Below are 21013 nucleotides of genomic sequence, written 5' to 3'. Positions count from 1 at the left end.
AATTATATTTATATAGAAAAGGTTTTCTAAGGGGGGATATTTGTGATAAATGTATGTATAGAAAGAGAATTAGAGCGTCTTCTTTACTTTGCAAAGAAAAATGAATTGATAGAAGAATTAGATATAGTTCCTTGTCGTAATGAATTAATGAATTTGTTTAATATAAAAGAACCTTATAAAGGAGATATAGATAAGGGACAGCCTAAGAATTTAAGCGAAATTTTAAATAATATATTAGATTATGCCCTTGAATATAAAATTATTCCTAATAATAGTATAACTTATAGAGATTTATTAGATGCTAAAATAATGGGAATTTTAATGCCAAGGGAATCAGAAGTGGTTAAAAAATTTAATAGTATATATAACAGTAGTGGACCAAGGGAAGCTACAAAATATTTTTATAATTTGTCCCAAAATTCAAATTATATTAGAATGGATAGGATTAGAAGAAATATTTATTGGAGGAATTCTACTGAGTATGGAGAATTAGAAATTACAATAAACTTATCTAAACCTGAAAAAGACCCAAAAGAAATAGCTTTAGTTAAATCTATACCTTCTTTAAATTATCCTAAATGTTTGTTATGTTTAGAAAATGTGGGGTTTTGTGGGGATCTAAAGCGTCCTGCTAGACAAAATCATAGAGTAATACCTATAAAATTAGGAAAAGAAAATTGGTATCTCCAATATTCACCCTATGTTTATTATAATGAGCATTGCATATTATTTAAAGAAGAACATGAGCCTATGAGTATTACCAAAAAAACTTTTAAAAGATTAATAGAATTTGTTGAACAAATTCCTCATTATTTCATAGGATCTAATGCAGAATTACCTATAGTAGGAGGATCCATTTTAAATCATGAGCATTTTCAAGGAGGAAATCATTTATTCCCTATTGATAGGGCTAAGATAGATATAAAACTTGTAAATGATAAATATCCTAATATTAAGGCTGGAATTCTTAAGTGGCCAATGTCTGTAATACAATTAACTAGCAGTGATAAGAATATATTAATAGATTTAGTTATTAATATATTTAACTTTTGGAGAAATTATAATGATGAAACAGTAGATATCTTATCATATAGCAACAAGAGTGACGAAAAAATAGCACATAATACTATAACTCCTATTCTTAGAAAAACTGAGAAAGAAGAATTTCAGTTTAATTTGGTTTTAAGAAATAATAGGACTACAAAAAAATATCCGGAAGGGATTTTCCATCCCCATAGAGAATTACACAACATAAAAAAAGAAAATATTGGACTTATAGAAGTTATGGGACTTGCTATATTACCAGGAAGATTAAAAAAGGAATTGGAGACTATAGGGTACATTTTACAAGAGAAAATAGTTTATAATAATGTATTATTTACAAATGAAACTGAATTATATAAACATAAAGCATGGATTGAAGAATTAATAAATAAATATGGAGTTAAGTGCTCAAAGGAAGAAAGTGAAAAATATTTAAAATATGAGATTGGAAATAAATTTTTACAAGTATTAAAAGATGCAGCGGTTTTTAAGGATGATGAAAATGGGAAATTAGCTTTTCTTAGGTTTATAAATAGTTTAGGTTTTAAAACAGCTCAATAGAGAGGGGGATTATCGTGGAAGAATTGATAAGTTATTTTAAAAGCATTTACGGAGAAGATGGGGAAGAAATTAGACTGTTTTATGCTCCAGGCAGAGTAAATTTAATAGGAGAACATACTGATTATAATGGAGGATATGTTTTTCCTTGTTCTTTAGATATGGGAACCTATGCAGCTATAAGAAAAAGAAAAGATAATAAGATATTTTTTACATCTATGAATTTTCCGTTAAAGATAGAAATAAATAATCATAATATTACTTATGACTGTAATCATGGCTGGGCTAATTACCCTAAAGGAATACTTAATATATTATGCAAATTAGGATATAGTTTTTCAGGATTTGAAGTAATGTTTAAAGGCAATATACCTAATGGAGCAGGACTTTCATCTTCTGCTTCCATTGAAATAGCTATGGCAATTGCTATAAATGAATTGTATAATTTAAATATAAGTATGATAGATTTAGTTAAGATTTCACAAAGAGCGGAAAATGAATTCGTTAGAGTTAATTGTGGCATAATGGACCAATTTGCTGTAGGTATGGGAAAAAGAGGAAAAGCTATATTATTAAAATGTGATACTTTAGAATATAGATATGTGAATCTAAATTTAGAAGACTATAAAATTATAATATCTAATAGTAATAAAAGAAGAGATTTAGCTGATTCTAAATATAATGAAAGAAGACAGGAATGTGAAAGAGCACTTAAATATTTACAAAAAGAATTATGTAAAAAAAGCCTTGGAGATATAACTATAGAAGAATTTAATGAGTATAGCAGTATAATTCCAGAAAAAGTTTTAATTAAAAGAGCGAGACATGTAATAAGTGAAAATAATAGGGTATTAGAGGCAGTTAAAGCATTAGAAAAAAAAGATTTAATTAGATTTGGACAACTTATGATAAGTTCACATATATCTTTAAAAAACGATTATGAAGTTACTGGGTATGAGTTAGATGTTTTAGTGGAAGAAGCTTTAAAAGTAGATGGAGTGTTAGGATCTAGAATGACTGGAGCAGGATTTGGAGGATGTACTGTAAGTCTAGTCAAAAAGAAGTCTGTAGAAAAGTTTATATTAGAAGTTAGTAAGAATTATAAAAAGAGAGTAAAATATGAACCTAGTATATATGTAATGGAAATTGGATATAGTGCTAGAGAAATTAAATAAGTTAAAAAGGAGTAATGAAAATGGCTATTTTAGTATGTGGAGGAGCAGGATACATTGGAAGTCATAATGTAGCTGCACTGCTTAAAGATAAAGAAGAAGTAATTATTTTGGATAATTTATCTACTGGACATAAACAATCAATAATTGGCGGAACTTTCTATGAAGGAGATTTAAGAGATAGTAAATTTTTAGATAAGGTATTTTTGGAAAATAATATTGAGGCAGTTATACATTTTGCAGCGTTTTCTTTGGTAGGAGAAAGTATGGAAAATCCTTTTAAATACTATAACAATAATGTTTATGGTACATTGAATTTATTGGAGGCAATGAATAGACATAATGTAAAGAAAATAGTATTTTCTTCTACAGCTGCTACTTATGGAGAACCAAATAGTATTCCAATTAAAGAAGAAAATAAAACAAAACCTACTAATGCTTATGGAGAAACTAAGTTAGCAGTGGAAAAAATGTTAAAGTGGGCAGAAGTAGCTTATGGTATAAAGTATATTGTGTTAAGATATTTTAATGTGGCTGGAGCTCATGAAAGTGGCAAAATTGGTGAAGATCATTCTCCAGAAACTCATTTAATTCCTATAGTGCTTCAAGTTGCTTTAGGTAAAAGAGAAAAAATAATGATATATGGTGAAGATTATAATACCAAGGATGGAAGTTGTATAAGAGATTATATACATGTTATGGATCTAGCAGAAGCTCATATATTAGCATTAAAGAAGCTTAGATATGAGAACTGCAGTGGAATATATAATTTGGGCAATGGAGAGGGATTTTCAGTAAAAGAAGTAATAGAGGTGGCAAGAAAAGTTACAGAAAAACCAATACATGCTGAAATAGGAGAAAGAAGAGCAGGAGATCCAGCAATTCTTATAGCTTCATCAGAAAAAGCTATGAAAGAATTAGGATGGCAGCCTAAATATAATTCTTTAGAGAAAATAATAGCTAGTGCTTGGAAATGGCACAAAAATAATCCTAATGGGTATAGATAAATTATAATATTGTTGAAAAGTAAAGCATACTATGATATCATAATTATAAAGATAATTAATTAAATATTTGTGGCGGAGAATATGAGAGCCCCAATTTAAAAGAAATAGGAATTTCTTTTAAATTTAGCTCTCATTTTTTGTTATAGTAAAGGAGGAATAATATGTTTGATGTTACAATAATTGGTGCTGGTGTTACTGGATGTGCAGTGGCTAGAGAATTATCCAAATATAAGCTAGATGTATGTGTAATAGAAAAAGAAATTGATGTGGCTTGTGGTACAAGCAAAGCTAATAGTGGAATAGTTCATGCAGGAGAAGACCCTATTCCAGGAACATTGAAAGCTAAAATGAATGTTAGAGGAAATGAGCTTTTTGATCAGTTACAGAAAGAATTAGATTTTCCTTTTAAAAGGAATGAATCATTAGTATTGTGTTTTGATGAAAAGGATTTAGGCGAATTAGAAGAATTAAGACAAAGAGGAATAAAAAATGGTGTTCCAGATACTATGCAAATATTAAATAGACAAGAAGCTTTAAAGTTAGAAGAAAATTTATCAGATAAAGTTGTTGCAGCTTTGACTCTGCCAACGGGAGGAATTGTATGTCCATATGAACTTACCATTGCTCTTGCAGAAAATGCAAATATGAATGGTGTAGAGTTTAAATTTGAAACGGAAGTACGAGAAATAGAGAAAAAAGAAGATTGTTATGTTATAAATACTAATCAAGGCAATATAGAAACTAAAATATTAATAAATGCAGCAGGTTTGTTTGGAGATAAAATAAATAATATGGTGAGTGATAAGAAATACGAAATAATAGCAAGAAAAGGAGAGTATTTACTTTTTGATAAAGCTGTTGGAAATATGATTAAAAGAACATTATTTCAACTACCAACTAAAATGGGAAAAGGTGTACTTGTAACCCCTACTGTAGATGGCAATTTACTTATGGGACCAACATCTATAGACATAGATGATAAAGCTAATGTAGAAACTACAATGGAAGGATTAGCTACAATATTTGATAAGGCTAAGCTTACAATTAAAGAAATACCAACAAGACAAGTGATAACTTCTTTTGCAGGACTTAGAGCACATGAAGTTAATGGAGATTTTATAGTTGGAGAAGTAGAGGATGCTAAAAATTTTATAAACGCTATAGGAATTGAGTCACCAGGACTTACAAGTGCACCAGCTATAGGAGAGTATATAGCAGATATAGTGGTTAAGAAAATGAAAGCTGAAAAGAAAGATAATTTTAATCCAATAAGAAAATCTATACCTAAGTTTAGAGAGTTAGATAATGAACAAAGGAGAGAGCTTATAAAGAAAAATCCAGCCTATGGAAGAATAGTTTGCAGATGTGAAACTGTTACAGAAGGAGAAATAAGAGAGGCTATTAGAAGGCCTTTAGGAGCAAAAACTTTAGACGGAATAAAGAGAAGAACTAGGGCAGGAATGGGAAGATGTCAAAGTGGTTTTTGTATGAATAAGGCTGTGGATATATTATCAGACGAATTAAATATAAAACGAAAACAAGTTACTAAGTTCGGAAATAAATCCAATTTTCTTATAGATAATGAATAATAAAAATATTGGAGGGCGCGATTATGCAAGAGTATGATATTGTTATAATAGGAGGAGGTCCAGCAGGACTTGCAGCAGCAATAAAGGCTAAAGAGGAAGGAATAGATAGCATATTGATACTTGAAAGAGATAAGAGTCTTGGAGGAATACTTAACCAATGTATACACAATGGTTTTGGACTTCATACATTTAAAGAAGAGCTTACAGGGCCTGAATATGCTCAAAGATTCATAGATAAAGTACAAGAGATGAAAATACCATATAAACTAAATACTATGGTAATAAATTTAAGTGAGGAAAAAATAATAACTGCAGTAAATGATGAAGATGGAATATTAGAAATACGAGCTAAAGCTATAGTACTTTCTATGGGATGTAGGGAAAGACCAAGAGGTGCTATAAATATACCAGGAAGTAGATGCGCAGGAATATACACTGCTGGAACAGCTCAGAAATTTGTAAATATAGAAGGTGAAATGCCAGGAAAAGAAGTTGTAATATTGGGGTCAGGAGATATAGGACTTATAATGGCAAGAAGAATGACTTTTGAAGGAGCAAAAGTTAAAGCAGTGGTTGAGCTTATGCCATATTCAGGGGGACTTAAAAGAAATATAGTTCAATGTTTAGATGACTTTGATATTCCTTTAAAGCTTTCTCATACTATTACAAAGATTGAAGGAAGAGATAGAGTTACAGGAGTTACTGTATCAAAAGTTGACAATAATTTAAAACCTATAAAAGGTACAGAAGAATATATAGCTTGTGATACACTTTTATTATCTGTAGGTTTATTGCCAGAAAATGAACTTTCTAGACAAGCAGGAGTAAAGCTTGGTGTAACTGGTGGGCCAGAAGTTGATGAAACAATGGGAACAAATATAGAAGGAATATTTGCTTGTGGAAACGTACTTCATGTACATGACTTAGTAGATTTTGTTACAGAAGAAAGCTATAATGCTGGCAAAAACGCAGCAGATTATATAAAGGGTAAAACTGTTCAAGGAAAAGTAATAAACTTATCTGCTAGAGAGGGAGTAGGATATACTGTTCCTAAAGTAGTTCATTTAGATAATACAGAAGAAGGAATTCTGGTGAGATTTAGAGTTAGAAATGTATATAAAGACAGTTATATTTCTGTGTACTTTGATAATGAAAGAGTAGTTCATAAGAAAAAAAGAGTTTTAGCCCCTGGAGAAATGGAAACGTTAAAGCTTACACAGGATATGTTTAAAAACAATAGTAACTGTGAAAATATAACTATAAAGATAGAGCAATAGTAATATAAATTTAGGGTTTTGAATTTACTATGGAAGGAGAGAGTTTTATGAATGTTAGAGAATTAGTATGTATTGGCTGTCCTATGGGATGTAATCTTCAAGTAGAATTAAATGGTATGGAAGTTAAAAAAGTTCAGGGTAATGTATGTGCTAGAGGAAAGATTTATGCAGAAAAGGAATGTACCAATCCTACAAGAATAGTAACATCCTCTATTAAGGTAGAAAACGGTGAAGTAGATATGGTATCTGTAAAGACAGAAAAGGATATACCTAAAGATAAGATATTTGAATGTGTACAAGCTATAAGAAGATTAAAAGTTAAAGCACCAGTTAATATAGGAGAAGTAGTTATAGAAAATTTTGCTGACACAGGAGTAAATGTTATAGTAACGAAAAAAGTTAAAAGTATAAATTAATCTGAACATATATATTATAAAAAGTAATTATTAATTGAAAAAATTTCAATTAATAATTACTTTTTTCTTTACAGAATAAGAAAACTATAGTAAAATGATACTGAAAATCATTATCGTTTACTTGTATACAGTTTATGAAAGGAGTATATATATGGGAACTAGTAATATGCCTTTAAATTTCTTAAATGAAGGAAAATGTGGAACGGTAGAAAATATAGCTAGTGAAGAATTAATTTGTAAAAAACTTATGGAAATGGGTATAAGAAAAGGAGCTTTACTTCAAGTAATGAAAAACGATGTTGGACCTATGATATTAAAAATAGGTGAGAGCCGTTTAGTTTTAGGTAAGGGAATGGCTCAGAAAGTTTTGGTTAAAGAAGTTGTAGCATAATTTATAGGGATATTTATAATCCCTATAAATTAAAAGATATAGTACATTTTCTTCTACTACTTTCCATAGCCAACTCTATAATCCTTATAGTGTTTCTAGCTTGCATAGGAGTAACTTCCAAATCTTCTTCTCCTATAAGAACCTTATACACATTGTGATAAAAGCTTCTATAATCTCCAAGTTCACTTTCTATTTTACCTACTATATGTATTCCGTTAATTTGAGAATCTATAGTACCCCACAATTCTTCATTTTCTTTTCCCCAACTTGAACATTGTAAAGGGGATTTGCCAACTCTTAATAAATTTTCTTGAGGATCCATACCATATTTTATAAAAGAACCTTTATCACCAAATATCATATAATGAGGAACTTCACCTCTTACTAACATGCTAGATTTTAATATGACTTTAAAGTTAGTATAATAAAGTATTATTTGAAAGGAATCTGGTGCTTTGCCACCTTGCCTTTCTATTCTAATATCAGCACTTATCTCTTTAGGAAGCCCAAAAAGATACTGAGCCCCATCAATTAAATGCGATCCTAAATCATATACCATTCCAGACCCAGGAATATCTTGTTCTTTCCAATGGTCTTCTTTAATTTCATTTTTAAATCTGTCAAAATGAGCTTCATATTGCACTAAATTTCCTATAATATTGTTTTCTATAACCCTTTTTATAGTTCTGAAATCACTATCCCATCTTCTATTATGGTGAACAGTCAATAATTTGTTTTTTTCTTTAGCAAATTTAATTAAAGAGTCAGCTTCTTTAGAAGTGACAGTAAAAGGTTTTTCAACCACTACGTTTTTATTATTATTTAATGCTTCGTAAGCTAATTTATAATGTAGATGTGTGGGTACAGCAATGACCACCAAATCTATATTATCATCCTTAAAGATTTGTTCTAAATCTGAAACTACCAGTGCATTAGGAAAATTTTTATTTGCAAGTTTTATATTTTCATCTTTTCTTTCAAATATTTTGATTATTTCCAATCCAGAAACACTCTGAATTATAGGAGCATTGTATATTCTACCTCCAGAGCTATATCCTATTAGACCTATTTTTATATTTTTATTCATAAATATTTACCCCCATCAATTTAATAGTAATAAATCCATATATTAATATTAACAGTTTTTGAATCTATTTTTTAGTGCCTTTTTTTATTATTTCATCTACTGGCTTATAAATATCGTTAGAAATAAGATGCCTTGATATTTCTTTTTTATTCTCATACCCAATTAAATAAACTTTTACTTTATAACCAGGTTTAGAGGATTGGGTTTTTTTATTGGATCCTAAGGGTAGAGTAGCATCTTCTTCATATATAGTTTTAGGTTCTATTTTTTCATATATATCATTGATTAACTTATATTCAATTTTATTAAGAGAGGAGTTGGAATGAATATTAAATATAAGTTTTCCATTAGCAGTATAACCTTCTATATATATGGGATAAGTTAAAGTATTTTTAAATTTATAATCTATTTCTTTATAAGATACAGTAGCATCGAAACCAGGTTCTATATAAGCAGGAGGTATAGAGTGATTTGTTCTCTCTAAAGGTTTAATATTAGCCATTGTTACTGCGTTATATAAAGTAGTAGATACTTGACATAGTCCACCACCTAGTCCTTGTTCTAATTTATTATTAATAACTATAGGAGCTTCTCTATAGCCTTTTTCTGCAGTTGTATTTCCTATAATTTTGTTAAAACTAAAGATATCTCCAGGTAAAAGAAGTATCCCATTTAAAGCATTAGTAGCAATTTCAATATTGGTTATCCTCCCTTCAGGAGAAGCACTAAAGTCTGTAGAGAAAGAAGATATTATAGAATTAATTTCTTTTAATTTTTTTTCAGTAATATTACCACTATAACTTTCGGTTTTAGCTATTATTTCATTATTATTAGAAGTAGGGTTAATTTTAGCAATAATATTATCCATCAGGTTTTTCTTATCTAGTCTAATTCCTTCTACATCTCTTGTAATATGTAATTTACCCGGAGATGTAGTTTTAATTGAGGCATTTATAGGAACTTTATTAATGTCTTTTTCTATATTAGCTATGAATTTTTCAATGTAGTTTTTATCATATTTAATATTAATATATAAATCTTTTTTCTTCGGATTTTTTATTTCACTGGCTTTTTTAAAGAAACTTAAATCTTTACCGTATAATAAGGCTTTGTTTACTGAACCTTCTATGTCATATTGAGGATTAGTTTTAGATAGCTGTAAAGTATAATTTCTTTTTTCAGTTTTGATTAAAATAGAACCATCTTTTGTTTCTTTTAAATTGCTTTTCAATATTTGTATAGCTTCATTTTTTTCTTTGCCAGATACATCAATACCATTAATAAATGTTAAGGGATATATTTTATTTTCCCAACTTTTTGTATAATAATATTGTGTAACTGGATACGATATAATAGCAATTAATAGAATAAAAATAGTTATGAACCAAACCCTGGATTTTTTCATAGTATCATTCCTTTATATTAAATTCAGAGTACAGATAAAGTGGGGTTGACTTTTTATATACTACTATTAGTTTGAACATTTATACAGGGTTTATTATAGTAATATTATTCCATATTAAATTAGATAAAAAACTATGGTAATTTACTAGGACCATAGTGAATTACCATAGTTTTTTAGATTTTTAATATATTTAATCTCAAAAAATTTATTTACTAATACAGCGATTATAACGCCTATTGTAGTATCTATTATTCTATTAATTGCATAGGTATCAGAAGGCATACCTTTAAGATTTGTCATTATAGCTATAAAAACAATACAACTAATTACAATAGAACTATTTTTTTTAAAAAGATTACATAAATATATAACTATTACAATACCAATACCACAATATATTGCAGTAGGTTTAAGAAAAATAAAAAACATCAATCCTATGGCAGCGCCGATACAAGTGCCAATTACCCTGCTTTTTCCTGCAGAATAGGAATTACAAGAGGTATCCCTCATACAGCTAATTGCAGCGATACAAGCATAAAAAGGATAAGGCCTATGTAAAAACTTAAACAATACAACACATAAAAATACAGAAATAGCAGTTTTTATACTTAACATATCTATCTTTGGCATAATTCCATCCCCTAAGTGATAATAAAGTAAGCACTACATTATTTTATCATAAAAAATATAAATTTGTTTTAAAAGAAAGAATATAATTATAAAAAAAGGTTAATAGATTTTAATAAAATTGAAGAAAATACATATATATTGTTTTATAATAAAATTATATATGATAAAGATAAAGCTGAGAAGTATAAATAGTATATTATAAATAATAAACTAATTTAAAGAAGAATATTTTTATAAGATAAACTAATGTTAGATTTAAATAATCATTAATATCTAGAAAAATTATATGAGGAAAAATAATTAAATTTATATAAATTATTGAAAATATTTGTAGATAAGTTATAATTATAAGTAATAAATTAATAAATATGATGAAAATTATCTGAAAGTTTAAAAAAAGAAGAAAATATGTAAAAAGACTATATAATATTGAATAATGGAATAATATTAGTGTTGAAAGTAAGAAGTAAATATTTTATAATTTAGGTGAGAAAAATGACTAAAGAATATGTAGTAATTAAAATGTTAAGTAACAATGTAGTAGTTACACAAAAAGATGATAATTATTTTGTGCTTTTAGGAAAAGGTATAGGTTTTGGAAAGAAAAAAGGAGATATAATATCTGAAGGTCAAAACATAGAACATAAATTTATACAAATTAATGACAAAGAAAAGCACAATTATGAAAACGTCTTAAAGAATATAGATGAAGAGGTTTTAGCTTTAACAGAAGAAATAATTGCCTTAGCATCAGAAAAGTTGGGAGAAGAACTTAACTCTCATATACATGTAGCTTTAGCAGATCATATAAATTTTGCTATAAAAAGAATAAAAGAAGGAATAGATATAGTAAATCCATTTCTTTATGAAATAAGAACATTATATCCAATAGAGTACTCTATTGCAGAGCAAACTATAAAGCTAGTAAAAGATAAGCTAGGTATAGAGCTTCCAGAAAGTGAAGTAGGTTTTATTACTCTTCATATATATTCTGCTAGAGTAAATACAGATGTATCTGATAGCTTAAAATGGACTAGAATTGTAAAGGAAGTAGTAGATTATATAAGCAAAAGACTTAATATAACTTTAAATGAAAAATCTTTAGAATACTCTAGACTTATATCTCATTTAAGATATGCTATATATAGAATTGAGCAAGGTAAAAATCTAGAAAATATGTTTTTACCTTCCGTTAAAAAGCAGCTAAAAAAGGAATTTGAATTTTCAAGAGAAGTATGTGATTTTATATCTAAAAAATTAAATAAAAAGGTTCCAGAAGATGAAGTAGGATATATTGCAGTTCACATACATAGATTATTAGAAAAAAGTTGAATAAATATTTGGCGTGTTACTGAGAAAATCAGGCATGAGCCTTATAAAATGCTTTAAGGGCATTTTATAGGCTCATGCTTTTTTATTTATATATACAATATCATTAATTTAAGATTAAAAAAGGAGGGGGAGCAAGGCGACTAGGGATAAATTTTAAGATTTAATATAAAACTAATATAAAACTAATATAAAAGAATTAATTTAAAACAAAGTTGTTTAAATCAAAATAAAGAAGGAGGAGTATTAAATGGCAAATAAGACTTTTAAAACTTTGCAAAGAGTAGGAAAAGCTGTTATGACGCCGGTATCAGTTCTTCCAGCAGCAGGAATTTTAGTTGCTTTAGGAAGATGGTTTATGCAAGGTGAAGGATTTATAGATATAGTAGGTCAAATTATCTATAATGGAGGATTAGCGGTTTTCGTAAATTTATCTTTAATATTTGCTATAGGAGTGGCAATAGGCTTCACGGGCAATGTAGGTGTAGCTGGTCTGGCTTCTGCAGTAGGATATGGAGTATTGACTAGTGTATTAAAGGTTATGGGTAACATTCAAAATATACAAGCAAAAGGAATAGAAAATATTGATATGGGGGTTTTTGGAGGTATTATAATAGGAGTTCTTTCAGCACAGATGTATGAAAAATTTCATGAAACAAAACTTCCACCATATTTAGGATTCTTTGCAGGGAAAAGACTTGTACCTATTGTTACAGCAGCAGCTTCAATATTAATAGGAATAGTTTTCGCATTTATATGGCCACCAATTCAATCAGGTATAAATACTTTTGCAACTTTTGCTACAGGTTCAGCTTTAGGACCAGGAATATATGCAGCAGGAAAAAGAGCTTTAATTCCAGTAGGACTTCATCATGTTTTTTATCCACCATTTTTATATGAATTTGGTAGATTTTTAGACCCAGCTACAGGAACAGTATTAAAAGGTGAGGCAGCAAGATATTTTGCAGGAGACCCTACTGCGGGATATTTTATGGCAAGTGAATTTCCTATAATGTTATTTGGACTTCCAGCGGCTACATTAGCTATGTATTTGAGATCTAAAAAAGAGAAAAGAAAAGCTATAGCAGGTATGATGCTTACAGCAGCAGTAACATCAATACTTACAGGGATCACAGAACCAATAGAATTTTCATTTATATTTGTAGCGCCACTTTTATATATCTTTCATGTGCTAGGAGCTTTTATATCAGGGTTACTTACTAAGGCTTTAGAAATTAGATTAGGTTATAGTTTTTCAGCCAGTTTAATAGATTATGTTTTAGGTATAACTAATTCACAGAATGGATGGAAACTATTTTTAATAGTAGGACCTATAATTGCACTATTATATTTTATAGTATTTTACTATGGAATTAAGATATTTAATTATAAAACTCCAGGTAGAGAAGAAGAAATAGAATCTGAAAATAAAGATAAAATTGAAAATTTAGATAAGACTTCCAAGGCAGCTAAAGTTCTAGAAGCATTAGGAGGCAGTGAAAATATAGATGCTATAGACGCTTGTATTACAAGACTAAGACTAACTGTAAATGATACATCTAAAGTAGACAAAAGTAGATTAAAATCTTTAGGAGCAGCAGGAACTATGGATGCAGGTGGAGGAAATATACAAGTAGTGTTTGGAACTGAAGCTGAAATGCTTAAAGATGAAATTAAAAAATTAATGTAGATAAGAAAGTTTGAAAGGAGCAAGAATATGTTTAATTTTTTTAAGAAGAATAAAGAGGATAAAAATGCAGTGGAGATAAGATCACCTTTCGTAGGGAAATGTTTTAAGGTAGATGATATTCCAGATGAGGTATTTGCCTCAAATATGATGGGAGAAGGAATAGGATTTGAATCTAAGGATGGAATATTATATTCACCAGTAGAAGGGGAGATACTTCAAGTGTTTCCTACAAAACATGCAATTGTTATGAAATCAAAGGAAGGACTTGAAATATTGCTTCATATAGGCATTGACACTGTAGGGATGAAAGGAGAAGGCTTTGAATCTTTTGTAAAGAGTGGAGATAAAGTTAAGCCAGGAGATAAATTAATTTCATTTGATTTAAATTTAATAAATGAAAAAGCTAAGTCCACATTAAGTCCTATGGTTATAACTAATAAAGAAATAATAGATAATATAGATTTTAATTATGGAGAAGTAGATGAAAATAGCATAGTATGCAAAATAAATATAAAAGAATAAAGGGAGGATTTTCATATGATAGAGAAGAATATAGTAATAAAAAATGAAACAGGAATACATGCAAGACCAGCTATGGAAATAGTAAAGGAAGCTTCAAAGTTTAAATCAGAAGTATTTATAATTAAAAATAATAATAACTATAATGCTAAAAGTATTGTAGGAATTATGTCTATGGGATGTGTGAAAGGAGATGAAATTGTTATAAAAGCATCCGGAGAAGATGAGAAAGAAGCAGTAGAATCTTTAATAGATTTAATAGAAAATAAAATTAATTAATAAAGGGGGATATAAATTTGTTAGAGGGAATAAGTGCTTCATCAGGCATAGCTATAGGAAAGGCATTGATATTAAAAGAGAATAATTCTGAAATATTATCAAAAAAAGTAGACAATGTACAGGATGAAAATGAAAGATTTAAATTAGCAGTAGAAAAAGGAAAACAACAGTTAGAAAAAACTATAGTTAAGACTAAAGAGAAGCTAGGAGAAGAAAAATCAAAAATATTTGAAGCTCATTTACTTATGTTAGATGATCCAGAATTTGTAGGAACTATATCTTCAAAAATTCTTAATGAGAAAGTGAATTCAGAGTATGCAGTAAAAACTACATCAGAAGAATTAGCTTTGATTTTTGAACAGCTAGATGATGATTATATGAGGGAAAGAGCAGCTGATATAAAGGATGTAAGCAATAGATTAATAAATATATTAATGGGAGCAGAAAATGTATCTATAGGGGATATAGAGGAAGAATGTATTATTATTGCTAAGGATTTAACTCCTTCAGATACAGCACAGATAGATAAAGAAAAAGTATTAGGATTTGCTACAGAAATAGGAGGGGTTACTTCACATTCAGCTATAATTGCACGCTCTATTGGTATTCCGGCAGTATTAGGTATAGGAAAAGAAATAAGCACAGTAAAAGAAAATGATTTATTAATATTAGATGGAGCTAAAGGAGTCCTAATTGTAAATCCTAATGAAGAAACTTTAAATGATTATAAAAGTAAAATGGAAGATGAGGAAGAAATTAGAAAAAATCTTCTTCAATATAAAGAGTTAGAGTCAGTTACTATTGACAATAGAAAAGTAGAAATTGCTGCAAACATTGGTTCAGTAGAAGATGCAGAGAATGCTATAAATAATGGAGCTGAAGGAGTTGGTCTTTTTAGAACAGAATTTTTGTATATGTCAAAACAAGAATTGCCAAGTGAGGAAGAACAATTTATAGCTTATAAAGAAGTTTTACAGAAACTAAAAGGCAATCCTGTTATAATAAGAACTTTAGATATAGGGGGAGATAAAAAACTTTCTTATCTTCCTATTCAAGAAGAATTAAATCCTTTCTTAGGATATAGAGCCATAAGACTATGTTTAGATAGAAAAGATATATTTAAGACTCAGTTAAGAGCTTTACTTAGAGCTTCACATTATGGAAAGTTAAAGATAATGTTTCCTATGATATCAAGCCTTCAAGAGTTAAGGGAAGGGAAAGCTGTATTAGAACAATGTAAAACTGAATTAAAAAATGAAGGTATAGCTTTTAATGAAGAAGTAGAAGTAGGTATAATGATAGAAATTCCTTCAGCAGCAGTTATTTCAGATGCTTTAGCTAAAGAAGTAGATTTTTTCAGTATAGGAACTAATGACCTTATTCAGTATACTATCGCAGTGGATAGAATGAACGAAAAGGTATCTTATTTATATGACTTTTTCAATCCAGCAGTGTTAAGACTTATAAAAACTGTAATAGATAATGGCCATAAAGAAGGAAAATATGTTGGTATGTGCGGAGAAATGGCTGGAAACATTAATTTAATTCCATTGCTTTTGGGAATGGGACTTGATGAGTTTAGTATGAGTGCATCTTCTGTACTTAAAGCTAGAAGTAAAATAAGAAGTTTGAAATATGAAGATTGCAAAACACTAGTACCAAAAGTTATGGAATTAGGAACTTCTCATGAAATAAGAGAATTTCTTAAAAATAGTATCCAGTAAATAGCAGCTGAAATTGCTATTTTATGATAGAGTTTACTAACTATAAGAGTACCTTGTAGAAATAATAATTTCTTTACAAGGTACTCTTATTTTTTAAAAACAGACTAAGGAAAATATAATAAAATTTATATTTTCCTTAAAGCTTTTTGAATTAGTTATTAATATATATAGTTTAAGTATTTACCAGAAGACCAGCCCTCTACTCCGTTTATTTTTATTTTAAACCATAAACCATCATTTGAATAATCAATTATTTCTGCGTATTGATTTTTATATAATACACTTAGTATGGAAGAACTAGTGGAAATATTGATTTTATGAAATATATATATTAAAATTTGCAAATGTAGTCTATATAATATTAAACTATATTGTATAATAATGAATATGGAAATTTGTTAATTGGAGAATAGGTGATATGAGTAATAATTACATGATAGAAAACTATATAAATATTGCAAGAAACTTTAAAAAGAAAGCTCAATTAATAAAAGCTTTACAATTTTATAATAAAGCATATAAATTAAAAGAAGGAAAAAAGAATATAGAATTACTTTTAGATTTAGCACTTATTTATGATGAAATGGGAAATTTTTATATGGCACGTGAAAAATATTTAGAAGTGTTAAATATAGATGAGGAGGAAAGGGCTTATTATGGATTAGCTATTTTATATGATGATTTAGGAGATTATAAAAAAGCTATAGAGTACTATGAAAAAGCTATAAATATAAATCCTTTTTATCATAAAGCATATTTTTTTATTGCTAATGTGTATGATGAAATTGGAGAAAAAGAAAAAGCTATTAAATATTATAAAGAAGCGGCAGAAATACAGCCTATGGATTTTTGGACCCATATTAATTTAGGATGTATATACGAAGAATTAGACAAAAATAAGTTAGCTTTAAAGGAAATGGAAAAAGCTTTGGAGATTATGCCCAATCATTATATGGCTCTTTTCAATATGGGAGTAATACTAAAAAAACTTTGTGAATATAATAAAGCTATAAAGTATTATAGTATGTCTATAAGAGAGAATAAAAAGCATGGATATAGTTTTCTAAATTTAGCTGTACTTTATAAAGAACTAGGTCAATATGATAAAGCTATTTCTACTATAAGTGAAGGTATATCAAATAATCCTTATGAGTCATATTTATATTATAATAGAGGGTGTTTTTATGTACATCAGAATTTAATAAAAGAAGCAATTGAAGACATAAGAACAGCTGTAAAATTAAATCCTGATTTTATAGAATATATGAAAGATGATGAAGAGCTTAAGTCTATAAAAGATGTTTTTCAATAGATATATGTTTTTAAGCATAATAGAAGCTAATATTATATATGGAATTTAACAACATAAAAACCACAGTGCAAAGCTGTGGATTTTATTTTATCTTGTGGTTAATTATGGAAACTAAATTTTTTCTTAATTCTTAAGAAATATTGTTGTTATTAATCAATAATATGATAAAATCTATATGAGTGGATAGTTATTTCTTGTTAAAATTCGTAATATTTAAGAATATAAAGTTCTTAGTATTACGGAAAATTAAAGTTATGGCTTAATTACTGAAGCTTTATGAGAATCAAAAACTTTAATGTTAAAGTTTAGAAATTCTCTATTTGAAAGGAGCTATTTATGAATAAAAAAAGCATTTTTAAATTATTTACCGTAATTCTATTGGCTTTTTTAGTAATTGGTATTTTAATGAAGTTTAATATAAATATAAGAAAGTTAAATATAAATACATTGGTTCACTATATAAGAAATTATGGTAAATTTGCAGGTATAAGTTTTTTAATTATTTGTGGACTAAAACCTATCATGTTATTTATGCCAGCAGCTATGTTTTCTATAGTTGGAGGTATATTATTTGGTCCTTTTAAAGGATTTACTTTAAATATGATAGGATTTTTCTTGTCCGGAACATTGGCTTTTTATCTTTCTAGATTTCTAGGTAAATCTGCTATAGATAAAATTCTTAAGGGGAGAGCTTTAAAATTGAATTCAAATTTGGAGAAAAATGGATTTAAAATATTGTTTCTATTGAGACTTCCACCAGTACTACCATATGACCCATTAAGTTACACTTGTGGGTTAACTAAGATGACATATAGAGATTTTATATTAGCTTCACTCTTAGGAGTAATACCTGAAACCTTATGTTATTCTGTTATGGGACAAAATATATTAAATCCTTGTTCAGTAAAATTTATTATTCCACTAATTATAATTATATTTGCAACAGCTGCATCTACTTATGTATTTAAAAAAGCAAATTCACAAGAGTATAAGTAGTTTATAAAAGGATTTTTGCTATGCAAAAATCCTTTTATAATTTATTCTTCATTCTTTGGTGGTAAAAAAGCAGCTGAAAGTCTAATCAAATACCTTATAGATTCGTCTGAGATAGAACTATTAAGATTTAAAGATATTATTAATTCTTTAGCCATTTCAAATGCTTTTGCTTCTTTTATATCATTAGGTGCATTTTTATAATTTACTTCTATATAGTTAACGGCTTTAGAAATACATCTTAATATTTTTTTTGTGTTTTCTGGAGTAGCTTCATCTTCACTTAAGGTGTTTAATAATGAAAGAGTTATTCCAAAATAATCATCTTTTATTTGGATACCCTTATCTTTAAGAAGATAGAGGAGATAACCTATGCCTACTACTAGAAATACGATAAGCACATATTGAACTACTATGCTGGTCATGAAAAATCCCTCCTCTTATAATATATTTATAGTCCTAATAAATTTATATGCTGACTTAGGGAAAAATGAAACCATTATGAAAACTTTAAATATGAGAACGTTTGTTTTTATAAAAAATATTTGATATAATTTTAATTTGTAATATTAATTTTAGGAGGATTTATATGGGAAATGAAAAAGATAATAGCTCTTTATATGATGTAACGGCCCTTACCTCTTTAGAAAAATTAGAACCTGTGCGTATAAGACCAGGTATGTATATAGGCTCAACTGGAGGAAAGGGACTTCATCATTGCATATGGGAAATATTAGACAATGCTATAGATGAAATCTCAAATGGTTATGGAAACAGTGCTACCATAATTTTAAATAAAGATAAAAGTATTACTATAGAGGATAATGGAAGGGGTATACCAACAGGTATACATCCTATAAAAAAGAAATCAGGAGTAGAGATGGTTTTTACAGAACTACATACTGGAGGGAAGTTTAACAATTCTATTTATAAAACTTCTGGTGGACTTCATGGAGTAGGGGCTTCGGTAGTTAATGCTCTTTCAGAGTGGTTAGAAGTGGAGGTGAAACAGGACGGTAAGATATTTAAACAAAGATTTGAATATGCTTATGATAAAGCTTTAAAGAAAAAAATGCCTGGAACACCTGTAAGTGATTTGAAGGTTATAGGGAATACAAAAGAAACAGGATCTAAAGTTACTTTTATGCCTGATAAAGAGGTTTTTTCAACAGTAGATTTTAAATTTGATATTATAGATGAAAGACTTCAAGAGTTAGCATTTCAAAATAAAGGTATAATTTTAAAAATTGTAGATAATAGAGGAGAGGAAACTTTAGAAAAGATATATCATTCAGAAAGAGGACTTCTGGATTTTATAGATTATTTAAATGAAAGCAAAACAATTCTTCACAATCCCGCAATATTATTTGAAGGAGAAAGAGAAGTTAATGGAATTAACATGTATGGAGAGATTTGTATTCAATTTACAGACTCTTCTACAGAGTATATAGCAAGTTATGTAAATAATATTCCAACTACTGAATCAGGAACTCATGAAACTGGATTTAAGACAGGCATGACTAGAGCCTTTAAGGAATGGGCTAAAAAGCTTAACCTTATAAAAGAAAAAGATAAAGAATTTGAAGGTGATGATTTAAGAGAAGGAATGACAGCTATAATAAGAATAAAATTAACTAATCCTATTTTTGAAGGACAGACTAAAACAAAGTTAGGAAATAGTGAAGCATATACTATGATGAATGATTTAGCATATACTAAGCTTTTCGAATGGATTGAAGATAATAAAGAAACTGCTTCCTTAATAATCAATAATGCATTAGATGCAGCAGCAAGAAGAGAAAAAATAAAAAAGATAAATGAAGCAGAAAAGAAAAAAATAGGGAAAGGAACTGCACCTTTAGCAGGAAAGATAGCAGTTTGTTCATTAAAAGATTGTTCAATAGCTGAGTTTATAGTAGTTGAAGGGGATTCAGCAGGAGGTTCCGCAAAACAAGCAAGGGATAGAAGATTTCAAACCATAATGCCTTCAAAGGGTAAAATAATGAATACAGAAAAACAAAAACTTGAAAATGTATTAAGCAGTGAAGAACTTAAAATATTTAATACAGCTATAGGGACTGGTGTTCTTGATAATTATAAAGAGGAAGATTTAAAGTATAATAAGATAATAATTATGTCCGATGCAGATGTAGATGGATATCATATTAGAACACTATGGATGACATATATATATAGATATATGAAACCATTAATTACTAATGGCCATTTATATATAGCTCTTCCACCACTTTATAAAGTTTATAAACAAGTAAAGGGTAAAGAGTCAGTAAAATACGCTTATAGTGATGAAGAATTAGAAAAAGTAAAGAAGGAAATAGGAAAAGGCTGTTTAATTCAAAGATACAAAGGATTAGGAGAGATGAATCCAGATCAGCTTTGGGAAACTACATTAAATCCAGAAACTAGAACACTTCAAAGAATAACTATAGACGATGCAGCAAAGGCTGAAAAGATGGTATCACTACTTATGGGAGATGTGGTTGAGCCAAGAAAGAATTACATGTATAAATACGCTGAGTTTTAAGCTGAATGTATTTTCAGCCTATTACTTTTTGCTTGGAGGTAAAATT

Annotated in this window: 20 protein-coding genes; 15 read left to right on the top strand and 5 right to left on the bottom strand. The window is 28.4% G+C overall.

Going from position 1 to position 21013, the window contains the following annotated elements; translation table 11 throughout:
• Positions 1–42: 42 nt before the first annotated feature.
• From J2Z24_RS14640 to J2Z24_RS14610, 7 genes are all read left to right on the top strand, one after another.
• Positions 43–1605, top strand: a complete 1563-nt coding sequence (locus J2Z24_RS14640; protein WP_035144705.1) for a UDP-glucose--hexose-1-phosphate uridylyltransferase — start codon at positions 43–45, stop codon at positions 1603–1605.
• Between the two features lie 11 nt (positions 1606–1616).
• Positions 1617–2777: a galactokinase gene (locus tag J2Z24_RS14635; RefSeq protein ID WP_051593107.1), complete on the top strand. Its 1161-nt coding sequence runs from the start codon at positions 1617–1619 to the stop codon at positions 2775–2777.
• A gap of 20 nt (positions 2778–2797) precedes the next feature.
• On the top strand, positions 2798–3781 hold the full coding sequence (galE, locus tag J2Z24_RS14630) for a UDP-glucose 4-epimerase GalE (RefSeq protein ID WP_035144707.1): 984 nt from the start codon (positions 2798–2800) through the stop codon (positions 3779–3781).
• 161 nt (positions 3782–3942) lie between these two features.
• On the top strand, positions 3943–5370 hold the full coding sequence (locus J2Z24_RS14625; protein ID WP_035144708.1) for an NAD(P)/FAD-dependent oxidoreductase: 1428 nt from the start codon (positions 3943–3945) through the stop codon (positions 5368–5370).
• A gap of 23 nt (positions 5371–5393) precedes the next feature.
• Positions 5394–6647 (top strand): NAD(P)/FAD-dependent oxidoreductase, encoded by a 1254-nt coding sequence (locus tag J2Z24_RS14620; RefSeq protein WP_035144709.1) that lies wholly within the window; start codon positions 5394–5396, stop codon positions 6645–6647.
• A gap of 47 nt (positions 6648–6694) precedes the next feature.
• The gene (locus J2Z24_RS14615) at positions 6695–7063 is read left to right on the top strand and encodes a DUF1667 domain-containing protein (protein ID WP_035144710.1); all 369 of its coding nucleotides are present in this window, start codon (positions 6695–6697) and stop codon (positions 7061–7063) included.
• Positions 7064–7214: 151 nt separating this feature from the next.
• Positions 7215–7454, top strand: a complete 240-nt coding sequence (locus J2Z24_RS14610; RefSeq protein WP_035144711.1) for a FeoA family protein — start codon at positions 7215–7217, stop codon at positions 7452–7454.
• A 22-nt stretch (positions 7455–7476) separates the two neighbouring features.
• Here the strand turns inward: J2Z24_RS14610 and J2Z24_RS14605 are convergent, their stop codons facing one another.
• The 3 genes from J2Z24_RS14605 to J2Z24_RS14595 form a co-directional block, all read right to left on the bottom strand.
• Positions 7477–8541, bottom strand: coding sequence for a Gfo/Idh/MocA family oxidoreductase (locus tag J2Z24_RS14605; protein ID WP_035144712.1), 1065 nt, complete (start codon positions 8539–8541; stop codon positions 7477–7479).
• A 64-nt stretch (positions 8542–8605) separates the two neighbouring features.
• Positions 8606–9946 carry a VanW family protein gene (locus J2Z24_RS14600; RefSeq protein ID WP_035144713.1) on the bottom strand — a complete coding sequence of 447 codons (1341 nt, stop codon included), beginning with the start codon at positions 9944–9946 and terminating at the stop codon, positions 8606–8608.
• Positions 9947–10090: 144 nt separating this feature from the next.
• Positions 10091–10576 carry an FUSC family protein gene (locus J2Z24_RS14595; RefSeq protein ID WP_051593108.1) on the bottom strand — a complete coding sequence of 162 codons (486 nt, stop codon included), beginning with the start codon at positions 10574–10576 and terminating at the stop codon, positions 10091–10093.
• A gap of 495 nt (positions 10577–11071) precedes the next feature.
• Between J2Z24_RS14595 and J2Z24_RS14590 the strand changes: the two genes are divergently transcribed.
• The 5 genes from J2Z24_RS14590 to ptsP all read left to right on the top strand — a co-directional run bounded on the left by J2Z24_RS14590 (position 11072) and on the right by ptsP (position 16117).
• On the top strand, positions 11072–11908 hold the full coding sequence (locus tag J2Z24_RS14590) for a BglG family transcription antiterminator (protein WP_035144716.1): 837 nt from the start codon (positions 11072–11074) through the stop codon (positions 11906–11908).
• Positions 11909–12155: 247 nt separating this feature from the next.
• Complete coding sequence (locus J2Z24_RS14585; RefSeq protein ID WP_035144718.1) at positions 12156–13595, top strand: PTS transporter subunit EIIC; 1440 nt, start codon at positions 12156–12158, stop codon at positions 13593–13595.
• Between the two features lie 27 nt (positions 13596–13622).
• Complete coding sequence (locus J2Z24_RS21805; RefSeq protein WP_035144720.1) at positions 13623–14117, top strand: PTS sugar transporter subunit IIA; 495 nt, start codon at positions 13623–13625, stop codon at positions 14115–14117.
• A gap of 15 nt (positions 14118–14132) precedes the next feature.
• On the top strand, positions 14133–14393 hold the full coding sequence (locus J2Z24_RS14580; protein WP_035144721.1) for an HPr family phosphocarrier protein: 261 nt from the start codon (positions 14133–14135) through the stop codon (positions 14391–14393).
• 17 nt (positions 14394–14410) lie between these two features.
• Complete coding sequence (gene ptsP, locus J2Z24_RS14575) at positions 14411–16117, top strand: phosphoenolpyruvate--protein phosphotransferase (protein ID WP_035144723.1); 1707 nt, start codon at positions 14411–14413, stop codon at positions 16115–16117.
• 158 nt (positions 16118–16275) lie between these two features.
• Here the strand turns inward: ptsP and J2Z24_RS14570 are convergent, their stop codons facing one another.
• Positions 16276–16461 (bottom strand): SH3 domain-containing protein, encoded by a 186-nt coding sequence (locus J2Z24_RS14570; protein WP_207714611.1) that lies wholly within the window; start codon positions 16459–16461, stop codon positions 16276–16278.
• A 74-nt stretch (positions 16462–16535) separates the two neighbouring features.
• Here J2Z24_RS14570 and J2Z24_RS14565 point away from each other — a divergent pair, with 74 nt between their 5' ends.
• Positions 16536–17429 (top strand): tetratricopeptide repeat protein, encoded by an 894-nt coding sequence (locus tag J2Z24_RS14565; protein ID WP_035144724.1) that lies wholly within the window; start codon positions 16536–16538, stop codon positions 17427–17429.
• A 336-nt stretch (positions 17430–17765) separates the two neighbouring features.
• Positions 17766–18425, top strand: a complete 660-nt coding sequence (locus J2Z24_RS14560) for a TVP38/TMEM64 family protein (RefSeq protein ID WP_035144726.1) — start codon at positions 17766–17768, stop codon at positions 18423–18425.
• Between the two features lie 41 nt (positions 18426–18466).
• Here the strand turns inward: J2Z24_RS14560 and J2Z24_RS14555 are convergent, their stop codons facing one another.
• Positions 18467–18847: a hypothetical protein gene (locus tag J2Z24_RS14555; RefSeq protein ID WP_035144728.1), complete on the bottom strand. Its 381-nt coding sequence runs from the start codon at positions 18845–18847 to the stop codon at positions 18467–18469.
• Between the two features lie 164 nt (positions 18848–19011).
• On the opposite strand from J2Z24_RS14555, the gene J2Z24_RS14550 reads away from it, so the two are divergent.
• Entirely contained in the window at positions 19012–20967 is a 1956-nt protein-coding gene (locus J2Z24_RS14550; protein ID WP_035144729.1) for a DNA gyrase/topoisomerase IV subunit B, read from the top strand.
• Positions 20968–21013 lie beyond the last annotated feature (46 nt).

It is taken from the genome of Clostridium tetanomorphum, assembly GCF_017873215.1.
In the GTDB taxonomy this organism is placed as follows: Bacteria; Bacillota; Clostridia; order Clostridiales; family Clostridiaceae; genus Clostridium_AO; species Clostridium_AO tetanomorphum.
This window is presented reverse-complemented; position numbering and strand designations above follow the sequence as displayed.